Origin of the sequence: Pseudomonas alkylphenolica, from assembly GCF_016009175.1 — a bacterium.
Classification (GTDB): Bacteria; Pseudomonadota; Gammaproteobacteria; order Pseudomonadales; family Pseudomonadaceae; genus Aquipseudomonas; species Aquipseudomonas alkylphenolica_B.
In genome coordinates this window covers 17112-38711 of sequence record NZ_JADUCM010000031.1, presented here as the reverse complement: position 1 = coordinate 38711, position 21600 = coordinate 17112, and the positions used below count along the sequence as shown (strand labels likewise).

Genomic DNA, 21600 nt, shown 5'->3' with positions numbered 1-21600 from the left:
CTCTTTTTCAGGGGGCGGCGGCTTCGGTTGAGGGCTGCGCCGGCAAGGCCCTCAAACTGGCAAAACTTTGCCCGTTCCCCCCAAGCTTGGCTGTGCTCGACTGCACTTGCAGGTAATAGGCCCCGGCGCGTTTTATCTGCAGCGGTGCTTCGTATACCCCCTCCTCGACTTCTCGCGCCAGAGCGGTGGCCTGCCAGGCAGACGGCGCCAGGTAGTAACGTACCTGCACGTCCTGCAGCCCCTGCCACGGTTTGCCCGTAGTGCCCTGGACTACACGGAACCGTGCCATCACGGGCTCATTGCCCGCGCGTACGGTTGCCTGTTCGAGCATGAACTGCACTTTGGCGGTCGCACGCAGCTTCTCCAGCCCGGGGTTTGCCTGCACCTCGACAGCGAAGCAATGGGTCATTTGCGGTTGGTTGAGCATGAACGCCATGTCGAGTTGCCCGGCCGCAGGCAGCTTTATCCGCCCGCCGTACACCCCGGGCTGCAGCTCGCGCAAACTGCGGTCGACCACCATCGCGGCACGCGCCGTATGGCCGCGGTTGAGGTAGCCGGACATCGGCGCATTCATCCCTTCCATGTAGTAATAGGCGGTGTTGTCGACCGGGTTGACCACAAATACCGCCGCGTCGTCCCGCGCCGGGGCCAGGCTGTCGGCCAACGGCAGGTTGCCGGCCAGCTTCGGCGCCGCCGGTCCCGCCTCGAAATCCTGAATGATCGGCTGCTTGCCCTGCCCCAGCGAGGCCAGGTTGATCATGCTCACTCGTGAAGAGCCCAGGCCGCGTACGTAGGCAAAAGCGCGGGTAAAGGTCAGTTGATAAGGCTCCGCCGTGACGTCCAGCGCGTGCACCTGCTGATCGTTGGCCGCATCAATCACCTGCAAGCGGTTTTCCAGGGTGTTGAGAACCAGGCCAAAGCGTCCGTCAGGGGTAAAGCGCATCGGCCCCACGCCTTGGCCAGTCTCGATCACCGCACGTGTCTTGAAGCTGCGGGCATCGATCACACTGATGGTACCGGCCTTGCCATCGGAGACATACACCGCCTGGGCCAGCGCCGAATAGGCCGCCGACAATGGCTGAGGGCCGGTGGCAACATCACTGATGTGGCGCAGGTTGGTGATGTCGAACACACTCAGGGTGCCGCTGTCGCGGTTGCTGACAAAGGCGTGACGCGAATCGTCGCTGAAGCTGATCTCATGAAAGCCCTGCCCCGACGGGTAGCTGAAGACCTTCTGCAGGGTTTGCGTATCAATGACGGTTACTCCGCTCCCGGCGCTATCCGGTGTATTGTTGCCGACCCACAGGTAGCGCCCGTCCGGCTGCAGCGCCACCCTCACCGGCTCGCTGCCGGCCGCGACATAGCTCAGTACCTGGAAGCTTTCGGTGTCGATTACGGCAATCTCGCCGGCATCGGGCATCGACACGTACAGACGCTTGTCGGCGTTGCTGACCACCCAGTCCATGGGCGCGCGCTTGAGCGGTATACGGCTTAGGGTGCTGGTGATGCCGCCGACGGAAATGGACGGGTCTATCACCGAGATGCTCGGGTCCTTGTTCATCAGCAACAGGTAATAGCTGTTGAGGTCCAGCAAGGCGCGCGCGCCCATCACGCCCTTGAGGTACAGCCCGATGCGCGCCTTGCAGCCCAGTTTGCGGCCATCGCGGCTGACCGTGGTGGATGCCGGGTCCAGCCAGGCCCCGGGCGCCACCCCGCTGAGCGGTTGGCCACTGGCAGCATCGCGAATATGGAAGCGGATGTCGGCGAGCTGGCCTTCCATCAACGGCTCGCCTGCAGTGGCCGGCAGCGCTTCGAACTCGATGGAGACACCGTCGCGGGTTACCCGCTGGCGCTCACTGGCCCCCGCCTTTGTGACAACAAGGGCGGGCGCAGTACCTTGCTGCACGTTGGCGCGGTGAAGGTACAGGCCGGCACTGACCAGCAGTGCCAGCACCCCGGTTGCCATCGCCGTTTGCATCATCCGTCTGCGTTCCATCCTGGCACCCTCCTGATCATTCCATCCCTTTATTGCGCGGTAGCCGGTAGCGGCTCCTCGCTCACCCGCAACAGCCCCCAGATACCGCCCAGGTTGCCGAAGGCGGCATAGTCCCGGTACAGGTAGTCGCCTGGAACCGCATTGGCACCGCCGGCGCTGGGGAACATGAAACTGAAATGAGCGGCCGGCAGCACGCTTTCCTGGGCACCGATGTACATGGCCAAGGGGTTGTAGCCAAAGCGTACCGAGCCGATACCGGCGTCTTTCAGCGGATAACCCCAGAGATCGACGCGCTCGGCCTGGAACGGGTTGAACGCCCAGACATGGCCATCGAGCTGGAAGGTCGCGCCGCGGCTGCCCCCGGAAGGCATCAGCACATGGGTGCGAAATGGCTGCCCCGGCTTGACCCGCAGTATCGGGGTTACCGGGTCGCCGCCGACCAGCGCGTTGCTGTAGGCCATATGGGCATTGGGCACTGCCCCCAGGCCATTGCCGCCCGCCTGGCCGAAAGGTGCATTCGGCGCGCGCGCGAAGCGGTACCACAGTGGCTCGCTCTTGTAGTTGATGGCCATGTCCGAGTTGTCTTTAGGGTCGTTGGGAATACCCGGCCCTTCGGACGACATGTTCTCGACCGGCAAGCCGTTGGCCCAGCGCATGTTCAGCGACTTTTGCCAGACCAGGGAGAAGTCGCGGTAGCGGTTGCCGTCAAGCGTCTGCACGGTTGCCGAGGCCCTTGAAGCGGCATCCTCCTGCCAGGTGGCACCGGCCGGTGCCACCGACATCGCCGCCACCAGGCCTTTTTGCGGTTGTTTGATCGGGTCTGCCGGCATCAGGTTCAGCCCGCCAAACTCGATGGGCGTGGCCTCGATGACATCGACGTTGCGCCCCAGTTGTGAAGCCGTGGGCTGGCCGGCACGCTCCAGGTGCCCGGCGTAGTACTGATAGGTGCGACTTGGCCAGGCGCCCGTGTTGCCCGCCCGCGGCGCTACGGTCTGCACCGGGTTGCTGCCGACGTTGAAGCCATCCGACTTGCTCACATCGTACGTCAGCAATTGGGCGTGCAGACCGACATGGCTGGACGGCCGCATCAGGTTGTTGTTGAAGGTGGTCGAGCCTTGCGCGCCGGCGCGGTCTCGCTTCACCGTTCCCTGCATCACCGCGAAGTTCGGCAGGTCGGGCATGACCAGTGGCAGGCGGTTCTCCAGGGTGATGTTGATGCAGTCACCGGCTGCTGCGCGCAACACCAGCGGCTCTACCGGAACCCCGGCCTTGAGCTTGCCGGTGACAGGGTCGAGGTCGGCCTTGCGCACATAGAGGATCGCAGTCGGGTCGTGCAGCGGTCCGGATTGCCCGCCGATGGTGAAGGTCTCGCCGTCTTCAGGGTCGAAGATGGTCACCTGCGGCACCGTCACCGGCCGCGGGTTGTAGACCAGCGTGCCACCTTGCGGTTTGAGCGGGCCGCCCACATGCTGGCCGACAGCGGTCGGATCAACGACGCTCAGGCCCAACGGGTTGGCAAGGATGTCGTTGGCCAGCGCCGCGACCACGTCGTAGTTGCGCTGCACGGTCGGCCGTATGCCGATGCCATTGGGGTTGGGGGCGGTGCGCGGGCACACGCCATTGAAGTTGACCGTGTTGCGTGCGGTTACCGGTTTAGGGTTGTTAGGCAGCGGGAACAGGTCGCTGCGGCTTTGCGAATAGTTGCGCATGATGCCCCACAGGCCGCTCCAATAGCCTTCCAGGGACGCGTCCATGGCATACAGGTAGTCACCCGTTTCGCTGGCCGCGCTGGACATCATCGCCACCGGCGCCATGAAGCCGAACTGCTCGGAAATCGCGACCATTTGCGAGGCCTTCCAGCCGGTGTTGGAACTGTTGCCGAAGCCGCTGCCCGAATGCAGCCATTTCACCCCGTGCATGGTCACGTTGTGCTCTTCCTCGTGCCCACCGGCATTCACCCGCAGGCGCACGTTGTCGCCGGTGTAGGTGCGCAATGTCGGCGTGAACGGGTCACCCGGCAAGTCACCGCGGTTGATGTGTCTGGGCAGCAGCGTGACACCACCGGTTGGGCCGGTTGCGGCGTTGACCGCGCTGGGCGCCAGGTTGAGTGCCGGGATTGCCCGGTCGGTACGGCTTTGCAGGGCGTAGGCAAGGTCACCGGCCAGACCGTCAGCCTGCATGCCGGGCTTGCCGTCCGGGGCAACTTTGTTCGGGTCATAGATGCGCAAGCCCAGCGGCTCATGACGGTAATTGACCACGAAAATACCCGGGTCCGACGCCGAAATGGCTTGCGGGCACGGCCGCGACGGGCAGGTCAGCAGCTGGCCACCGGCAACTTCCAGCACCGACTCCAACAGGTTCACCGCCTGCTTGCGTGCTGGTGGGTTGATGGCATAGCGGAAACTGTCCGGCGTTGCCGGGAAGGCCCCCGCATTCGGAATGCCATCCGGACCGGCGCCGACATACACGCCGGCCTCGTAGGCATGCTGGAAGTCGCTGAACTCGAGGAAAAACTCACGGAAGCTGTCGTCCTTGTTGTCACCGTTCATGTCACCGGTGGCGATGACCGCCTGCCAGGAGGTCGGGCCGCCATCCTGGCGCCCGCCGCCGTTGTACAGCGGCTCGCCGGTTTCGGCATGAAACCAGCTGGAACCGGCGGGCTCGGCCAGCACGGTGGCATACAGGCCGATCTGCTGGTGCGTCGAAGGGCCGAGGTGGTCATGGGTAAAGATATTGCCCAGGCCACGGTCGACGTTGTGCACGTTCAACACCGGGTCGGCGAACCAGCGCTGCAGCGTAGTGCGCGCGCCCAGCCAGTCCGCGCGGTTGAACTGGCCGAAGTACGGGTGCTGCCTGGCCACCGGGCAATCCTTGCTGCCTTCACGCGGGTCGCCTGCCTGACAGTCATTGAAGCGGCGGATGGCGTGGATGCGCTCGACCACGGTGGACGGTGAAAGCACGCCATCCTCATAGTTCCAGCCGTTGGCCGAGCCATCGGCGGCGGTCAGGTCCCACTTGGGCAGGTGAATGTGCTGGCCGATGACGTCGGTGGGCGTGCGGACCTGGAAGTCGTCCAGTTCATACACCGACGGCACCAGGTTGGTGTGCTGGTACATGGTGCAGTCGAAGGTGTTCATGCGCATCACCAGCGGTTCCGGTGGGCGCTGCTTGTTGATCACCGGCCAGGCATCCTCCCACAAGGTAAGGATGCGGGTTTGCGGGAAGTGATAGCCGACTTTGTTGAATACGGCGTCGAACTGGATATTGGCGCCTTTGTAAACACGCGGGGAATCGGCACTGAACAGCGACGCACCGCTGAACGACTGGGCGTCCAGACGCTCGCCACTGTTGTAGTAGCCAAGGCCTGCGTTGCGGGTCAGGCGTTTTTGCCGATCGTCCATGCACGGCTCGAAAAACGGCGCGCCGGCCACCGGCGGCGCGCCATTGGTCAGGAAGCTGCGCGACTGCAGCTGACCACTGGGCAGCACGGCGAAGCTGGCGTGCGCAGGCTTGGCGTGGAAGGCCATGGCCGACTGTTCGACCTCGGTACCCTCCTCCGGGTAATACACCGGCTTGGCCCGCTCCAGGGTCTTGCTCATGTCCAGGGCACTGGTGGTGACCTGGGCTTCGCCTCCGGCCACCCAGCCATCGAGGTTGTGGCGTGGCAAGCCACCGTCGAAGCCGCCGGCCTGGGCAGGGTCGAGCGCCGCCCACAGGGCATTGCCGCTGTCGCGCAGGGTCTTGGCCGTTTGTGCATCGAGCATGTCCAGCGGTGGCGTCGGCGGCCGTTGGCCGACGGTGCTTTCCACGCCGCCGATCCAGAACGGATACCCCGGGTTTTTCAGCGTGCCATCGGCGTTACGGTTGGCTTCGCTGCGATCGACCAGCGCCAGGGAGCCGACGACCTTCTGCCCGGTCTCTCCTTCGCCAGCATCATCCTCGCTAGCCACCGCTTCACCACTCAGCTTCGGCACCACCACAACTTTGCCCGGCATCGGCGGCAAGGCCTTGCCCGGCAGGGGCACGATGGCCGGGATCGGAGTGCCAGCGACGATCTCGCCATCGGGCAAGGCCCGCGCGCCCTGGGCCGGCAAGCCGCTGCGCAAGGCAAACGGCTCGTCATGATAGGCATTGTTGCCGGTTTGACTGACCGCCAGGCGTGTGCCTTCTTCGAACACATCATGGATGCGCCACATCGCCCACATGCCCTGGGCAAAATGCGGGTAGAAGTGGCAGTGATAGATGGCATCACCGACCACCCGGTTGCGGTTGCCGGAACCGCCATTGGCGATCTCGTAGGTGTAACCGGAGCCGGGACCGACGCCTTGGGCGTCCATGTAATCGGAGTTGTCGTCGTTGGGGTTGAACAGCCACTGATGACCATGCAGGTGGAACACGTGCTGCTCGTAGCCAACGCTGATGTTGCGGAACTTCACCGCATCCCCCAGGTAGCTGTGGGCGACGTTGGCAGGCTCGGCGGGATACAGGGCCATGCTGGCCTTGATCCCGACGTTCTCCGCCGCGGGTACCTGGCCGGGGGCAAGCAGCTCAAGGCCGGTGTTGGCCGGCACATCGACCTGCATGGCGATGTCGCCGGTGGTGTGGGCGCTGAGGAAGAATTCCTCATAGGCGCACGACAGGCAATCGTGCATGGGGCCCACCCCCACGCGGTTGGCGATGACCTCTGCGCCCATGCCGCCAGAACCGTAGTTGACCATGAAGGCGTCGCGGGTCGGGTCCAGCACCTGACCGAACACCGGGTCGCCCCAGAACCCGGGGAACGCCTGAATGACCGCGGACTGGTCGTGGAACACTGCGGCGAAATCACGGAACGGCTCCAGCCGGTTGGGCAGGCTCGGATTACGCTTGCCCTGGCTTTCCAGTGGGTAGGTGGTCGGCGGGAAGCTGCCGTCGGCGTTGGGGCCCATGACCAGGGCGTCGGCATTGCTGGCAATGATCTCGCTGCCATCGACCATGTTGAGGATCGGCTTGCCTGCTTTGCCCTCGGTGATCCAGGGTTCGCTCACCGGGTAGCGCGCTTCGTAATCGATGACCGGCTGCCCGGCCGGTGTCCGGCCACGGGTTGCCAGGCGCATGTCTTCTTCGGTGACCGTGTTGTGGTAGGCGCGCCCGCCTTTGGGCAGCACCACCACCTGGGCGAACAGGCCGTTGCCGACGTTGCCGGAAGAGCCTTCACTACCAAAGGTGGCGCCGTAACTGGTGGCCGCGAAGGTACCTTCGCGCTCCGCGTAAAGGGTGTAAGTGCGGCTTTGGCCGGGCGCCAGCAAGGCGTTGTCGTTGCGCCCGCTGTTGGCCGCGATGTCGTTGATCGAACCAAACGCCTGCATGCCGTTGACCTGAAAGCCGACATGGCGGTCGGCGACCTGGGCGTCGACATGCAGTTCGCCATTGGCGGCGTTTTCATGATCGTTGCCCTGGCCATTGGGGTTGGCCTGGAACGCCAGCAGGTTGTGCAGCTTGACTGTCAGGCAGTCCCCGCTCGCCACCCGCAGCACCAATGGACGCGGGCGCTTGTCCGGGCGCAAGGTGACCTGGCCAGGCACGGCACTCCCTCCTTGGCTAATCAACACGCCGTTGGTGTCGACCACATCGCTGCGCAGCGCAAACATCATGCCGTTGGGGTTGTGCGCACCCAGGCGGTTGAACATCAGCGGCTGGTCCATGGCCACCACGTCGGCCACCAGGGTGCGCTGACACTGCACCGCGGCCTCTACCTCCTCCCCGCCAAGCCACACGCCCGCGAGTAGTGCCAGTCGGGCCGGCGTTTTCAACCAGCCAGGAAGACCATTGGGGTCGGGTCGAGTGTGCTCCAGGGCGCAGATCATGTTGGCGGGCCTCCAAGTCAGATGAACCGTGGTTGACCTTCAGCCGAGCAAATTCCGCGCCATAAAAAAATTCAAGCCTTATCAAAAGGTTAAGAGTTCACCCCCAAAAATTGGATCCACGCTTTCCCCAATTCCCCACCCATTTTCCCCACTCGTTACCATCAACGCTGCGTGGCCTAGGGTTGACATGCATCAAGCCGGAGCGCGTGGACAGGTGTAGATATGAAGCATGCTTGATGACTCTCTCCAACCTTTCGGAGTACATCTCATGACATCTGTTCATTCCAACGCACCCACCGCCGTTTCGCCTGCCTTCGCGCCTGTAACGGGCGAACACTGGATCGAACCGCTCGACGATGGCGGGCATGTGCTGATCAGGCCGCTGCGCGCCGAGGACCGTGAACGCGAGAAGGCCTTCATCATGCGCCTCTCGCCCGAATCGCGGCATTTTCGCTTTCTGTGCCAGATCAAGGAGCCCAGCGAGGCCATGCTTGATCAGTTGATGGACATTGATCACCACGACAACATGGCCTATGTAGCGCTGGTGCATGTCGATGGTGAGCTACGGGAGGTCGGCATCAGCCGTTATGCGGCCTGTGACCAGCCCGGTGAATGTGAATGCGCGGTGACGGTCGACGATCAATGGAAGCGTCGCGGTCTGGGCGCGCTGCTGCTCGGTCACCTGATCGACAAGGCGCGTGCCAATGGCTTCAAGGCGATGCACTCGATCGACTCGGCGGCCAATGCCGAGATGCAGGACCTGGCGCGTGACTTCGGTTTTTCGACCGTGCGTGATCCCAACGATGCCTGCCAGGTGATCCATCGCCTGCCACTGACGGATTGAGATCGTTGCCGGTCAGACAGGTGCTGCGCAGTTCACAAACATGTGCGCCGTGGTGATGCAGCACTTCTCGGCTTTCTTGGCACTGAAGGCTTTATGGTCGAGGGCCCACTCGAGCCAGAATCCGTCGAGCAACGCGGTAATGGTCAGCGCGGCGCTTTTGGCGTCTATCTGCGTGCCGTTTTGCTTGCCGATGGCCTTGAACACCGCCTCGAGCTCCTTGCGGTAGTCGGCATAGAGCTTTTTGTTCAGCGCGCGCAGCTCATCCGACGACACCGCCGCGCCCCAGAAGCCCAGCCAGGTGGTGAGGATGAATTCGTTGAAGATCTGCCCGCGAAACGACGAGCGAATGATCGCCAGCAGTCGGTCGTCGGGCGAGCCGCCCTGCACTTCCAGGTACTTGCGGGTTTCTTCGCGCAGCTGGTCGGTGAGTTCCTGGTAGGTCGACAGCATCAACTCTTCCTTGCTGGAAAAGTGATGACCGATCAGGCCGATGGACACCCCGGCTTGCGCGCAAATACGCTCCAGGGTGCTGCCGCTGTGGCCGTAGCGGGTGATGCACTGCATCGTTGCTTCGATAATGGCCTTGCGTCGCATCGAAGGGTCGATACGTGTCCGGCGCTTCTTCGGTTCGACCACTCCAGATTCACTGCTCATCCATCAACAACCTTGTAGGTACGCGAAACGAGGCGCCAATCTAGCAATTTTTAGCGGCCAAGCAACAGCAAATAAACTCACCGCCCGTTACAGGCGGTGAGTTGTTTGCAATGCCGATCAACCGGCTTGCAGGCCGCTTTCCAGGTGCTTGTCCAGTTCATCGATGCGCGACAGTTCAGCCTGGATGTTCTGTGAACGGCACAACCAGCCGTACACCACTGCCGAGACCACCAGCCCCACCAGCATGCTGATGTCTGCGCCATCGAGCAAGGTGGTCACATACCCGGTGTAAAGCCCGGTGCTGGAGAATGGCAGCATGGCCACGAAGCCTGCCACGTAGGCACCGATCCCGCGCCAGTTCCAGCGGCCGTAGATGCCGTTGGGCTTGAAGATCTCGGTGATCGAGAACTTGCCGTGACGCACTTTGTAGAAGTCCACGAGGTTGATCGCCGTCCACGGCGTGAACAAATACAGCAGGATCGCGAGGAAGTCGCCGAAGTCCTTCACGAAGTTATCGGAGGCGGTCATGGCGATGCCGATTGCCGTACCGCCCACCAACAGCATCGAGACAATGCGCTTGAGCAAGGTGGAGGTCTGGCTTTTGATCGTATCGGCAATGCTCAGCAAGGTGATGGACGCACCGTAAAAGTTCTGCGCGGCGCTGGTCACCAGGCTGAGCACGGCGAGAATCAACAGGAACTCACCGAAACCGCTGAACAGCGTGTTGCCGAGCATCACCAGGCCTTTGGCCAGGTTCTGCCCCGGGCTCAGCGCGGCGGCCAGGGCCCCGATCAGCATCATCCATACCCCGCCGATCATGGCGCCCAGGTAGGTCCACCAGAACGACGAGCGCACACTGACGTTGGCGGGCAGGTAGCGGGAATAGTCGGACACGTAGATCGCCCAGCTCAGCTGATACGCCGCCGCCACAAAGAACTGCGCCAGGAACGGCGTGGCCTTGAAACCGGAAACACTCAGTTGCTCTGGCGGCAGCTGGACAAAGAAGAACAGGCCGACGGTGAACACCAGCATCACTGCAATCAACACGAAGGCCAGCAAACGTTGCACCTTGTGGAAGGTGTTGTAACCGGCAATCGCCATGATGATCGCCAGCAACGAGAAGGCAATCGCCGAGCCGTTTTCCGGCACGTCGAACAATTCATGCAGGGTTTACCCGACCAGCAACTGGTTGAAGGCGTTGTAGCCGACATAAGTGGCGATCGCCACCACATACACCAGCAGCGCGCCCAGGTAACCGAACTGCGGGCGCGACTGGATCAGCTGTGGCAGCCCCATCTGCGGGCCCTGGGTCGAGTGGCCGGCCATGAACAGCGTGCCGAAGGCGCAGCCCAGAAAGATCGCCAGCGCCGACCAGAACAGGTTGGCACCCATGCCGACACCGATGATCCCCACCGCCAGGGTGGTCAGGTGCACTTCCCCGCAAAACCAGATCGGCCACAAATGCCAGGCCTTGCCATGACGTTCTGCAAGCGGGACGTAATCGATGGAGCGTGTTTCAAGATTCAGACGTCCCTTGGACGCCGTTTGGCTAGACGCAGACATGGCGGTTGCACCTTTTTTTATTGGTTTGGTTGCACGGCGAAAAACGTGAAGCGTGGTTCAGGCCATCAGTCGCGAGCGCGCTCGATGGCCTGGGCCAACAGCGCCTCCAATTGCTCCAGCGAGCTGTCCCGCGGGTTGGTCAGACGCGCGGGGTCGCCCATGGACTTGCGGGCAATTTCGCCGATATCGGCATGTTTGACCCCCAGGGCAGCCAGGGACTTGGGAATGTCGAGACGGTCGAGCAAGGCGCACACGGCGTTGTAAAAGGTCTCGAAGCGCGCATCGGGCAAGTCCATTGCCTGTGCCACGGGCTTTAGACGTGGGGTGATGTCCGCCTGGTTGAAACGCAGCACCACCGGCAGGATCACCGCGTTGGTCAGGCCGTGGTGAGTGTTGTAGGTCGCCCCGACCATGTGGCTGAGCGCATGCACCAGGCCCAGGCCCTTGAGGAAGGCCACCCCGGCCAGGCACGAACCGATGAGCATCTTGCCCCGCGCCTCCAGGTCCCGGCCGTGAACCACGGCCGTGTCGATCGAGCCCCACAGCAGGCTCAGGGCCTGCAGCGCGGCGCCATCGCTGAGCGGGTTGAAGCTCGGTACGAAGTACGCCTCCAGGGCATGAATGATCGCATCGCAACCGGTCCAGGCGGTGAGGTTGGCCGGCAGGCTTTGCGTCAACTCGGGATCAAGGATCACCGCGGATGGCCGGGCATGGGGATGCCAGACACAGCCTTTGATACCGCGCCCGATGTCGGTGAGCATCGCCGTGCTTTCGGTCTCGGCGCCGGTACCGGCGGTGGTAGGAATGGCAATGACCGGCGGGAAGTCTGCGGCGCTGAAACCGGCAGGCACCGGCTTGTCGAAATCGAATGCCCACAGCTCGCAACGCTGCTGGCGGGCAATCAGGGCAACCGCCTTGCCGCCATCCAGGCCACTGCCACCGCCCAGGGCGATGATGCCGTCGGCTTCCCACGCCTGGTACGCCGCCGCACCGGCCATCACCGACAAATCGGTCGGGTTGGGCTCGATACCACCGTACAGGCCACAGGCAAGACCCGCCTCGGTCAGGCTGCGCTGGATATCGCCAACGAAAGACAGGTTCAACGAACCCTGGTCGGTGATGATCATCGGCCGGCAAATGTTGAATTCCCGGCACAGGGCGGCGAGCTGGTTGCGCACGCCCGGGCCATATTCCATCGGCACCGGCACGGTCCACTTCTGCGGGTTCAATGCTGAAAGCGTGTTTTCCACGGGGTTCACCTTAAGCGCAACGCATGATGGTTGATTTCAGTTCGGTGTATTTGCTCAAGGCATGTGCCGAATTGTCCCGGCCATTGCCGGACTCTTTGAAACCGCCGAACGGGAAGTTCATGTCCACCAGCTCGTCATAGCAATTGACCCAGACGGTGCCGGCCTTGAGCTGGCGGGTAGCGGTATGGATCGTCTTGAGATCGGAGGACCACACCGCCGCGGCCAGGCCGAACTCGGTCTGGTTGGCAATGGCGATGGCGTCTTCAAGGGTGTCGAACGGAATCACCACCAGCACCGGGCCGAAGATTTCTTCGTTGGCGATACGTGCCGATGCATGCTCGGCGAGAAATATCGTCGGTTCCAGGTAGGCACCGGACGCGGCCAGCGCCAACGGCTGCCCGCCCTTGAGCAGTTGCGCCTCCTGCTTGCCGATGTCGATGTAATGCAAAACGCGCTCGAACTGCAGACCATCGATGATGGCGCCGGTGACGCTGTCAGGATCCAGCGGGTGCCCCGGCTGGTAAGCGTCAGCGGCCGCAAGCAACTCGCGCAGCAAGGGTTCGACAACAGAGCGCTGCACCAACAGCCGCGACCCGGCACTGCAGACCTGGCCCATGTTGGCAAAAATCGCCGCGGCGGCCGAGCGCGCTGCCTGGACGATGTCCGGGCAATCGGCCATGACGATATTGGCTGATTTGCCCCCCAGCTCCAGCCAGACCCGTTTGAGGTTGGAGGCGGCGGCATTTTTTGCGATTTCGCGCCCGACTTTTCCCGAGCCGGTGAAGGCGATGCAGTCGACGTCGCCATGCAGGCTCAGGTCGCGGCCGACGGCGCCATCGCCGGTGACCACGTTGAACACCCCTGCAGGTAGGCCCGCCTCCACCGCCAGGGCGGCAACGCGCAAGGCGCTGAGCGGGGTTTTTTCCGACGGTTTGAGGACCACGCTGTTGCCGGCGGCCAGGGCCGGGGCAAACTTCCAGGCGGCCATCAACAGCGGGTAATTCCACGGCACCACCGCAGCCACCACGCCCATCGGCTGCGAAGTGACAGTGCCAAAGAACTGAGGATCGGTCGCCGGTACTTCGCCGTGCACTTTGTCGATCAGCTCAGCGAACCAGCGCGGGCAGTAAATCGTGCCCGGCAGGTCGCCGCCCGTGGTGTCAGCGATGGGTTTGCCGCTGTCCAGCGACTCCAGCAGCGCCAGTTCATCACTATGGGCTTCGAGTAACGCCGCCCACTTCAGCAACACCGCCTTGCGTTCGCGGGCCGCCAGGTCCGACCAGATGCCGGCCTCGAAGCTACGCCGCGCGGCGGCCACCGCCAGGTCAACGTCGGCGCTGGCACACAGGGCGACCGGCGCCAGCAGCGAACCGTCAATCGGGCTGTAGGCATTAAAGGTTGCGGCGCTTTGCGCATCGACATGGCGACCCTCAATAAACGCCCGCCCTTCAATGCGCAGCGACTGCGCTTTTTCGAGCCAGTAGGCCCTGTCTTTCAATTCTGGCACTGCACACCTCGTTTTGTTCTTGTCAGGCTGCGGCCGATCTTAGGCATTACTGAAAACATCTTCAATAGCAAAACGTCGCTTATTGAATTTAATTTCAATAAAGACTCTGCTCTGGCGGACTGGCCACGGCTTGTTTCAGACCACGGCAGTGCAGTGATAGAGTGGCTCGCCACTCAATGACCTGAGAGGTCATGGACGCTTCACACAGGGACAGTCAGGATTTGCGCATGAGCCAACACGCCTTCCACGCCACCCGCCCGGGCGCCAGCGCCGGGGAGCAACTTCGCCGTCTGCGCCACCAGGCCGGTTTGAGCCAGCTCGCGCTGTCGCTTGTCGCCGGCGTATCGCAACGCCATCTGAGCTGCATCGAGACCGGGCGTGCCAAGCCGAGCCCCAGCACATTGCACGCACTGTTAGCGGCGCTAGACGTACCGTTGGAACGTTGCAATGCGGTATTTCTCGCGGCGGGGTATGCGCCCCGTTACCTGGCGTCTGCACCTGATGCACCGGCCATGGCGATGGTGCATGGCGCCATCGGGCACATTCTGCAAGCCAACAATCCGGCACCGGCGATCGTCATTGCCAGCAACTGGGACATCACTGCCGCCAATGCCAGTGCCGGTTTGCTCTTCGACATGGCCGGGGTACCGGCTGGCAGCGAGTCCGGCCTCAACCTGCTCGACACCCTGCTACGCCCTGGCGGCCTGGGTGATCATCTGGTCAACGCCGATGAGATCCGCGCGATTGCCTGGCAGCGCGCTACCCGCGAGGCAGCCAGCAGTCCCGACCTGGCTCGCCTGCTAGGCGAACTGCCCTGCCCGTCGCATCTGCCGCTGGAGGCGACGCCAACACCGGTGGTGCTGACCCGGGTGCGCGTCCGACAAGGGGAATTGTGTTTTCTGTCCACGTTTACGACATTCGGCATGCCGCTGGACATCAGCGTGGCGTCGCTGCGCATCGAACACCTGATTCCCGCCGATGCGCACACCTGGCAGGTGATGACGGCGGCCTATGCGCAGTACACGGCGGCTCAGGGCTAGCCGCGCGGCTCCGGCTCCACGGCGTTGACCGCGTCCAGCTGACCGCTCATGCGGTGCAGGAAGCCGATCAGCGTATCGACTTCATCTTCGCTCAAGGCTGCCAGCAGCAACTGCTCGCGTTTGAGGGCTATTTCCAGCACCTGGTCATGCAACGTGCGCCCTGAAGACGTCAGGGTAACGGTGTAGCGGCGCGCATCCTTGGCATCCACCTGCGTCGAAACATGCCCATCGCGCTCAAGCAGTTGCAGCGCCCGGCTAACCGCACTTTTGTCCAGGCCGATCACCTGCACCATGCGGTTGGCATTGATGTGGTCTTCAACCGCAAGCAACGCCAGTACCCGCCACTCAACGATGCCGATCCCGAAATGCTTGCGATAGCACGCCGACGCACCGCTCGACATCTTGTTGGTGAGAAAGGTCAGCAACGCAGGAACGTAGCGGTCCAGATTGAGGGGTGTTGATGGGGTCATGACGAGCGGTTCCTGAACGTCGATTGAATTAGTTGACACCGCAACTAAAATGCTTAGGATAAGAATCACGCAACGACTGCGCGCCTGCATCATAAGCGCGCCGTACAACAATAAAAACTCAGAGGTGCCGTGCCATGACTCGCCTGCTCCTGCCCCCGCCTTCCTGATCGTCTCCGTTCGCCCACCTGGCCGCTGCTAGCGGCCCAACGTCCACTCGATTTCAAACACTGCACATCCGCGGTGGGGTTACGCTCATGCTCGAAGTTTATGTTTCCCGAAAATCCGTTGAAGCCGTAGGTGTCTGCAGCTTCGAACTGATGGCTGCCAATGCCGCTGAACTGCCTGCTTTTACCGCAGGCGCACATGTCGACGTGCAGGTTGCGCCCGGCCTCACCCGCCAGTACTCACTGTGCAACGCCCCTGACGAACGCGGGCGTTACCTGATAGCGGTACTCGAAGAACCGGCGTCACGCGGCGGCTCGCGGCGCATGCATGCCGATATTGCCGAGGGTTCGACACTGACCATCGGCAACCCGCGCAACCTCTTCGACCTGGACCTGTCAGGCGAGCGCTATGTTCTGTTTGCCGGCGGCATCGGCATCACGCCGATTCTGGCCATGGCCCACACCCTGATCGCAGCGAACAAGCCGTTCGAGTTGCACTACTGCGGCCGGGCTACGGAACGGCTGGCATTTCTCGGCGTGCTCAACCAGGCCCCCTTCGCCGCCCATGTTCACGTTCACGTTGACAACGGCCCGGCTGAACAACGCCTGGATGCCGCGCAGGCCCTCGCCCGCCCAGCACCTGGCGACCAGCTGTACGTCTGCGGCCCGTCCGGCTTCATGTCGCACATTCTTGCCACCGCCAAGGCGTGCGGCTGGGGTGACCCGCAACTGCACCGCGAAGACTTTGCAGCCCCGTCGCAGGTGCTGGAGGGCGATCAGCCATTCGAAATCGAGCTGTCGCGCTCGGGCCGAGTGATCCAGGTGCCGGCGCAAAAGTCTGCCCTGGAGGTGCTGCTTGAGCACGACGTGGCCATCGAGAGCTCCTGTGAGCAAGGCATCTGCGGGGCCTGCATCACCCCGGTGCTGGCGGGTGAGCCCGATCACCGCGATCAGTTCATGACCGCTGCGGAGCATGCCCGTAACGACCGATTCACCCCGTGCTGCTCCCGCGCGCGCAGTGCGCGCCTGGTACTGGACCTGTAACCCCGATAACAACACACCTGACAGATGGAGATCACCATGAGTACATCGCACGGCCAGGCGCTGGCCTATGAGGTGGGAGCGCCTGAAGCGCTGCCACTGTTTCCACTCAATCAATGGTACGTCGCAGGCTTTGCCTGGGAGCTGAAAGACAAACCGTTGGGTAGGACCTTGCTCGGTAAGCCCGTCGTACTGTTCCGCACCGCCGATGGCCAGCCGGCGGCCCTTGAAGATCGCTGCTGCCACCGCGCCCTGCCGTTGTCTCACGGTACGCTTGAGGCCCACGGCGTGCGCTGTGGCTATCACGGCCTGTTGTTCAATGCCGCCGGGCACTGCATGGAAGTGCCCGGCCAGGCCAGGATTCCTTCAAAGGCCAAGGTGCCTGCGTACCACGTTCGTGAGCGCGACCAGATCATCTGGATCTGGTTCGGCAGTGCGGATCAGCAGACGCCCACTGGCGAACCGCCCGCCTATGCCTTCCACAGCGATGCCGACTACCTGTTCGAAGGTGACGTCTACCACTACGACGCCCCCTACCAGCTCATCCATGACAACCTCCTGGACCTGAGTCACCTGGGCTATGTGCACCTGCGCACCATCGGCGGCAATGCCAGCATTCACATGAACGCCCACATGCAGGTCGACAGCGATGACACCACGGTGAAGGTCACGCGTCACATGCCGGACTCCGTGCCGCCGCCCACCTACACGGCAGCCTACCCCTTCCAGGGAAAGGTCGATCGCTGGCAGGAAATCGAGTTCCACGTCACCCACCTGCGCATCTGGACCGGTGCCGCAGACGCCAACACCGTGTCGCTCGATGATCCGCAACGGGACGGTTTTCACATGCGCGGCTTCCATGGCGTCACGCCGGAAACCGAAACCACCTGCCACTACTTCTGGAGCATGGCGACCAACCCGAAGAGCAATCCGCAAGAAACCAAGGCCAAGGTCGTTGAGCAGACGGTGATGACCTTCGATGAAGACAAGGTCGTTATCGAAGCCCAGTACAGGAACATGCTCGCGTTCGGCAGCAAGCCGATGGTGGACATCCATGTCGACGTGGGCGCAAACCGCGCCCGCAAAATCATCGAGCAGCTGCGCCAGTCCTCTTAAGCACCGCCCTGCCGATCCACCTTCGGCGGATCGGCACGCCTAACAATAACAAGAAGGTGTTCAATGAATTTCTCACGTTTCCTCCCCTGCAGGATGACCACGCTCGCCCGCAAAAACCCTCCGGTCTTGTCGACAGGGGGTACCGTGCGATGAGTCTTTCGATCAATAACGCGCTGGAAGAGAAAGACATGGGGGCGTTCCAGTGGGTGGTCGTCGCCCTCTGCTTCCTGATCAACATGTTGGATGGCTTTGATGTACTGGTAATGGCCTTTACGGCGGCATCGGTTTCCAGCGAGTGGGGGCTGAGCGGCATCGAGCTTGGCTACCTGCTCAGTGCCGGGCTGGTGGGCATGGCCCTCGGCTCGCTGTTCATCGCGCCCTGGGCCGACCGGTTTGGCCGTCGGCCGCTGATCCTGCTGTGTATCTCGATCGCCGGGGTGGGCATGCTGCTGTCCTCCCAGGCCAGCTCGGTGACCATGCTCGGCGCGCTTCGGCTGCTGACCGGCCTGGGTATCGGCGGCGTTCTGGCGAGCAGCTATGTGATTGCCGGGGAATACGCCAACAAAAAGTGGCGAAGCCTGGCGATCAGCCTGCAATCAACCGCGTACGCCCTGGGTGCGACGGTAGGCGGTGTGATCGCTGCGCAGATCATTCCGCATCTGGGCTGGCGTTCGGTGTTCCTCTATGGCGGTGTGGTCACCCTGCTGGTACTGCCGGTCCTGTATGCCCTGCTGCCTGAGTCCATCGCCTACCTGGTGGCTCGACAGCCGCGCAATGCCGTGAGTCGTCTCAACCACCTGCTGCACCGGGTAGGCGTGGAGCCGGTCAGCCATCTGCCAACACCCGAGCGCGGTGCCCAGGCTTCATTCCGAGAAACGCTCGCCGGCCTGTTTTCCAAGGCCTTGCGGCGCACCACGCTGCTGGTCTGGGCCGGCTTTTTCCTGGTCATGTTCGGCTTTTACTTCGTCATGAGCTGGACGCCGAGGCTGCTGGTCAGCGCCGGCCTTTCCAACCAGCAGGGCATCACGGGCGGGGTGTTGCTCAATGTCGGCGGCATTGTCGGGACGTCGCTGATTGGCTTGCTCGCGGCCCGCTACTGCTTACCCCGGGTGTTGATCAGCTACCTGTGCCTGAATGCGCTGTTTCTCGCCCTCTTCGTTCACTTCACCGCCAACCTTGACCTGGCATTCGCGCTGGTCCTGATGATCGGGGTGCTGGTCAACGGCTGCGTGGCCGGCCTGTATGCGCTGACACCCGGCATCTATGCGCCGGAGCAACGCGTCACCGCGCTGGGCTGGGGGATCGGCATGGGCAGGATGGGCGCCATCCTCTCACCGCTGGTCGCAGGCCGGTTGATCGATGCCCACTGGCAACCTGCTGACCTTTACCTGCTGTTTGCCTGCGCGTTCGTTGTCGCTGCGATTGCCGTCTGGCGCCTGAACAGCCGTGCCGTCCTGCAGGTTGCACTGAAACCCGCCGCCTGAGCGTCACCCCTGACAATAACAATAAGGTGATAGTGCATGTACACACACGCTTTAAGTTTCAGCCTGGCCAGCCTGGCGATACTCGCAGCACTGTTGTCGCAAAGTGCCGCTGCAGACTTCATCAAAGACAGCAGCGTTACGCTCACCGCGCGAAACTTTTACCTGGACCGCGACTACAAGGGCCAGACACCCTACGCCGCTGCCCGTGAGTGGGCGCAAGGCTTTATCGTCAGAGCCAACTCCGGGTTCACCGACGGCCCGGTGGGCTTCGGCCTGGATGTAACCGGTTTGTTGGGGCTCAAGCTCGACTCGTCGCCTGATCGCACCGGTACCCAGTTGCTCGCCTACAACCCGGTCAGCCGTGAGGCAAGAGACGAGTATTCCGAGCTCGGACTGGCCCTCAAAGGCAAAGTGTCGAAAACCCGGGTGTCGCTGGGCACGCAGTTCCCGGCGCTACCGGTGATCAATGCAAGCCCGGCGCGCCTTCTACCGCAGTCGTTTCGCGGCGCTTACCTGATCTCGGACGACATAGACCGCCTTACTGTCCATGCCGGACGCATGGACCGGGTGAACCTGCGCGACTCCACCGACTATCAGCCGATGGCCGTGGCGTCGCCCAATGGCCGCTTCAGACCCGGTGCAACGTCTGAACGCTTCGACTTCTATGGCGGTGACTATCGCTGGACCGACAGCCTGACCGTACGCCTGATCCATGCCGAGTTGCAGGACATCTACCGCCAGGACTTTCTCGGCGTCCTGCACACGCTACCGTTCGGGGTTGGCAAGTTTCGATCAGACATCCGCGTGTTCAACAGCCAGGAGGACGGCCAGGCCAAGGCTGGCAACGTCGATAACCTCAACATTGGCGGGATGTTCAGCTACCTCTGGGGTGGCCATAGCGTGGGGATCGGCTACATGCGCCAGTCTGGCGACACTGCCTTCCCCTACATCGCCGGTGGCGAGCCTGTGGTGTTGAGCGACGGCACGATGAGTGCCGACTTCGTCAACCCCAAGGAGCGGACATGGGCACTGCGGTATGACTATGATTTTGCTGCTTCGGGGCTTCCGGGGTTGACCGGGATGGTGCGTTACCTGCACGGCGACAACATTGACCTGCCCGCTTTAGGGGGCAGCAACCTCAGCGAATCGTCCAAAGACCTGGAGCTGGCTTATGTAATCCAGTCTGGCCCGGCAAAAGGCCTGGCGTTTCGCGTCAGGGAAGCGTTCTACCGCAATCAGCAGGGTGCGGCCTCGACGTTTCGCAGCGACAACGAAACGCGGATAAACGTCGACTACACCCTCAAGGTCTGGTGAGCCGGTTGGCGCTGCCTGTGCATGGCACAGGCAGCGCCCGTTTCACGCCGTACGCCCACCCAGGGTTTCGGCGATCCAGTCGGCAATGTAGTGACCCGCATTGATGCTGTTGTCGAAACTTGAGTGCTGCACCCCGCCCTCCCGCTCGGTGAACACCTTCAACTCGCGTTTCGGGCTGTTGACCAGCTGCTCGAAGGTGCGCTGAGCCCATTTGAGCGGGATCTGCGAGTCCTGCTCACCGTGGGTAACCAGAAATGGCACCTTGATGCGGTCGAGAATGCCGTCCAGGTGCACGCTCTCTGAAATGCGCATGAAGTCATCGATGTCTTTCGCGCCCCACACCCAACAGACATGGCTCCAGTAATGTGGCACCGGGAAGCTGCCTTCTTTTTCAAGACGACGTTTCTGCACATCCCGCCAGTCGTGGTTGGCGCCCCATACCACGCCACAGGCGAAACGCGGCTCGAACGCCACCGCGCGCGGACAGTAGTAGCCGCCCAGCGACACGCCTTCCATGCCGATGCGCCTGGCGTCAACGTCACTGCGCGTTTCCAGCCAATCGACCACGCGGCTGGCCCAGTGCTCGCTGTCAAAGCGTGCGGTGAGGCCCTGCAGACGCAATGCCTCGCCGGTTCCCGGCTGGTCGATGATCAACGAAGACACGCCGCGCCGGGCCAGCCAGGCCGGCAGGCCGACGCGGTATTTCATCTCCTTGGTCGAATCCAGGCCGTTGACCTGAACCAACAGCGGCGCCGGGCCTTCGACCCCCTCGGCGCGCACATACAGACCACTGATGTGCTTGCCCTCATACGGAATTTCGACGCGTTCGCAGTTTTCCCTGGACAGGTCAATGCCGCGGGCGAACGTCTGCAGAAAACGCTGGTACAGCGTCACGCGACCGGGTGCACCATGGGCCTGCAGGCGTTCGCAGGTAAGGTAGTAAGTGGCGGCGCGGTTGTACTTTTCGCCTGCCGACAACAGGCGGCCAGCTGCTTCGTCTTCTTCGGCAAGGCCACAGAGTTTGTCGGCCATCGATGACCAGGTCTGGCGAAATGCCGCAGAACCGGCCGCATCGGGTTGTTTGGCGGCTTCTTGCAGCGGCGCGCACATCGCTTCGATCTCGCCCAGGCGAGCGCCCATTTCGATGGCGAGATCCACCGAGAGGTTCCAGACATAATTCGTGGGGAAGTAGCGGAACATGTTCTTGTTGTCCTTTTGCGGTCTGAAGGCGAGCCCGGCAGCATCAGCCGTACCGGGCACGATCAGAGCAGGACGTTATGCAGCGCGCCGCGCTTTGGCCAATCGCGAGTG

13 protein-coding genes and 1 pseudogene are annotated in these 21600 nt (G+C 62.7%); 6 read left to right on the top strand and 8 right to left on the bottom strand.

The annotated features are described in order from the left end of the window. Positions 1–7 precede the first annotated feature (7 nt). Positions 8–1996 (bottom strand): cytochrome D1, encoded by a 1989-nt coding sequence (locus tag I5S59_RS21500; protein WP_232239899.1) that lies wholly within the window; start codon positions 1994–1996, stop codon positions 8–10. Between the two features lie 29 nt (positions 1997–2025). Then, positions 2026–7842, bottom strand: a complete 5817-nt coding sequence (mnxG, locus tag I5S59_RS21495) for a manganese-oxidizing multicopper oxidase MnxG (protein WP_197878381.1) — start codon at positions 7840–7842, stop codon at positions 2026–2028. Between the two features lie 268 nt (positions 7843–8110). On the opposite strand from mnxG, the gene I5S59_RS21490 reads away from it, so the two are divergent. Beyond that, positions 8111–8686, top strand: a complete 576-nt coding sequence (locus I5S59_RS21490) for a GNAT family N-acetyltransferase (protein WP_197878380.1) — start codon at positions 8111–8113, stop codon at positions 8684–8686. A 12-nt stretch (positions 8687–8698) separates the two neighbouring features. Here the strand turns inward: I5S59_RS21490 and betI are convergent, their stop codons facing one another. From betI to I5S59_RS21470, 4 genes and pseudogenes are all read right to left on the bottom strand, one after another. Further along, on the bottom strand, positions 8699–9340 hold the full coding sequence (betI, locus tag I5S59_RS21485) for a transcriptional regulator BetI (protein WP_197878379.1): 642 nt from the start codon (positions 9338–9340) through the stop codon (positions 8699–8701). 117 nt (positions 9341–9457) lie between these two features. Continuing rightward, positions 9458–10903: pseudogene (locus tag I5S59_RS21480) on the bottom strand (purine-cytosine permease family protein). A 65-nt stretch (positions 10904–10968) separates the two neighbouring features. Then, positions 10969–12153 (bottom strand): iron-containing alcohol dehydrogenase, encoded by a 1185-nt coding sequence (locus tag I5S59_RS21475; RefSeq protein WP_197878378.1) that lies wholly within the window; start codon positions 12151–12153, stop codon positions 10969–10971. Positions 12154–12163: 10 nt separating this feature from the next. Continuing rightward, positions 12164–13660 (bottom strand): aldehyde dehydrogenase family protein, encoded by a 1497-nt coding sequence (locus tag I5S59_RS21470; protein ID WP_197878377.1) that lies wholly within the window; start codon positions 13658–13660, stop codon positions 12164–12166. A gap of 227 nt (positions 13661–13887) precedes the next feature. Here I5S59_RS21470 and I5S59_RS21465 point away from each other — a divergent pair, with 227 nt between their 5' ends. Further along, positions 13888–14700, top strand: coding sequence for a helix-turn-helix domain-containing protein (locus tag I5S59_RS21465; protein ID WP_197878376.1), 813 nt, complete (start codon positions 13888–13890; stop codon positions 14698–14700). Here I5S59_RS21465 and I5S59_RS21460 read toward each other — a convergent pair. Then, positions 14697–15170 (bottom strand): MarR family winged helix-turn-helix transcriptional regulator, encoded by a 474-nt coding sequence (locus I5S59_RS21460; protein ID WP_197878375.1) that lies wholly within the window; start codon positions 15168–15170, stop codon positions 14697–14699. The two genes, I5S59_RS21465 and I5S59_RS21460, sit on opposite strands and share 4 nt — an antisense overlap. A 254-nt stretch (positions 15171–15424) precedes the next feature. On the opposite strand from I5S59_RS21460, the gene I5S59_RS21455 reads away from it, so the two are divergent. The 4 genes from I5S59_RS21455 (at position 15425) to I5S59_RS21440 (ending at position 20289) form a co-directional block, all read left to right on the top strand. Next, positions 15425–16378 (top strand): PDR/VanB family oxidoreductase, encoded by a 954-nt coding sequence (locus I5S59_RS21455; RefSeq protein WP_197878374.1) that lies wholly within the window; start codon positions 15425–15427, stop codon positions 16376–16378. A gap of 36 nt (positions 16379–16414) precedes the next feature. After that, a complete protein-coding gene (locus I5S59_RS21450) occupies positions 16415–17491 on the top strand; it encodes an aromatic ring-hydroxylating dioxygenase subunit alpha (protein ID WP_197878373.1) in 1077 nt (358 codons plus the stop codon). A gap of 149 nt (positions 17492–17640) precedes the next feature. Further along, entirely contained in the window at positions 17641–18975 is a 1335-nt protein-coding gene (locus I5S59_RS21445; protein WP_197878372.1) for an MFS transporter, read from the top strand. A gap of 36 nt (positions 18976–19011) precedes the next feature. Then, entirely contained in the window at positions 19012–20289 is a 1278-nt protein-coding gene (locus I5S59_RS21440; protein WP_197878371.1) for an OprD family porin, read from the top strand. 42 nt (positions 20290–20331) lie between these two features. On the opposite strand, the gene I5S59_RS21435 is transcribed toward I5S59_RS21440, so the two are convergent. Then, positions 20332–21489 (bottom strand): alpha/beta hydrolase family protein, encoded by a 1158-nt coding sequence (locus I5S59_RS21435; protein ID WP_197878370.1) that lies wholly within the window; start codon positions 21487–21489, stop codon positions 20332–20334. Between the last annotated feature and the right edge of the window lie 111 nt (positions 21490–21600).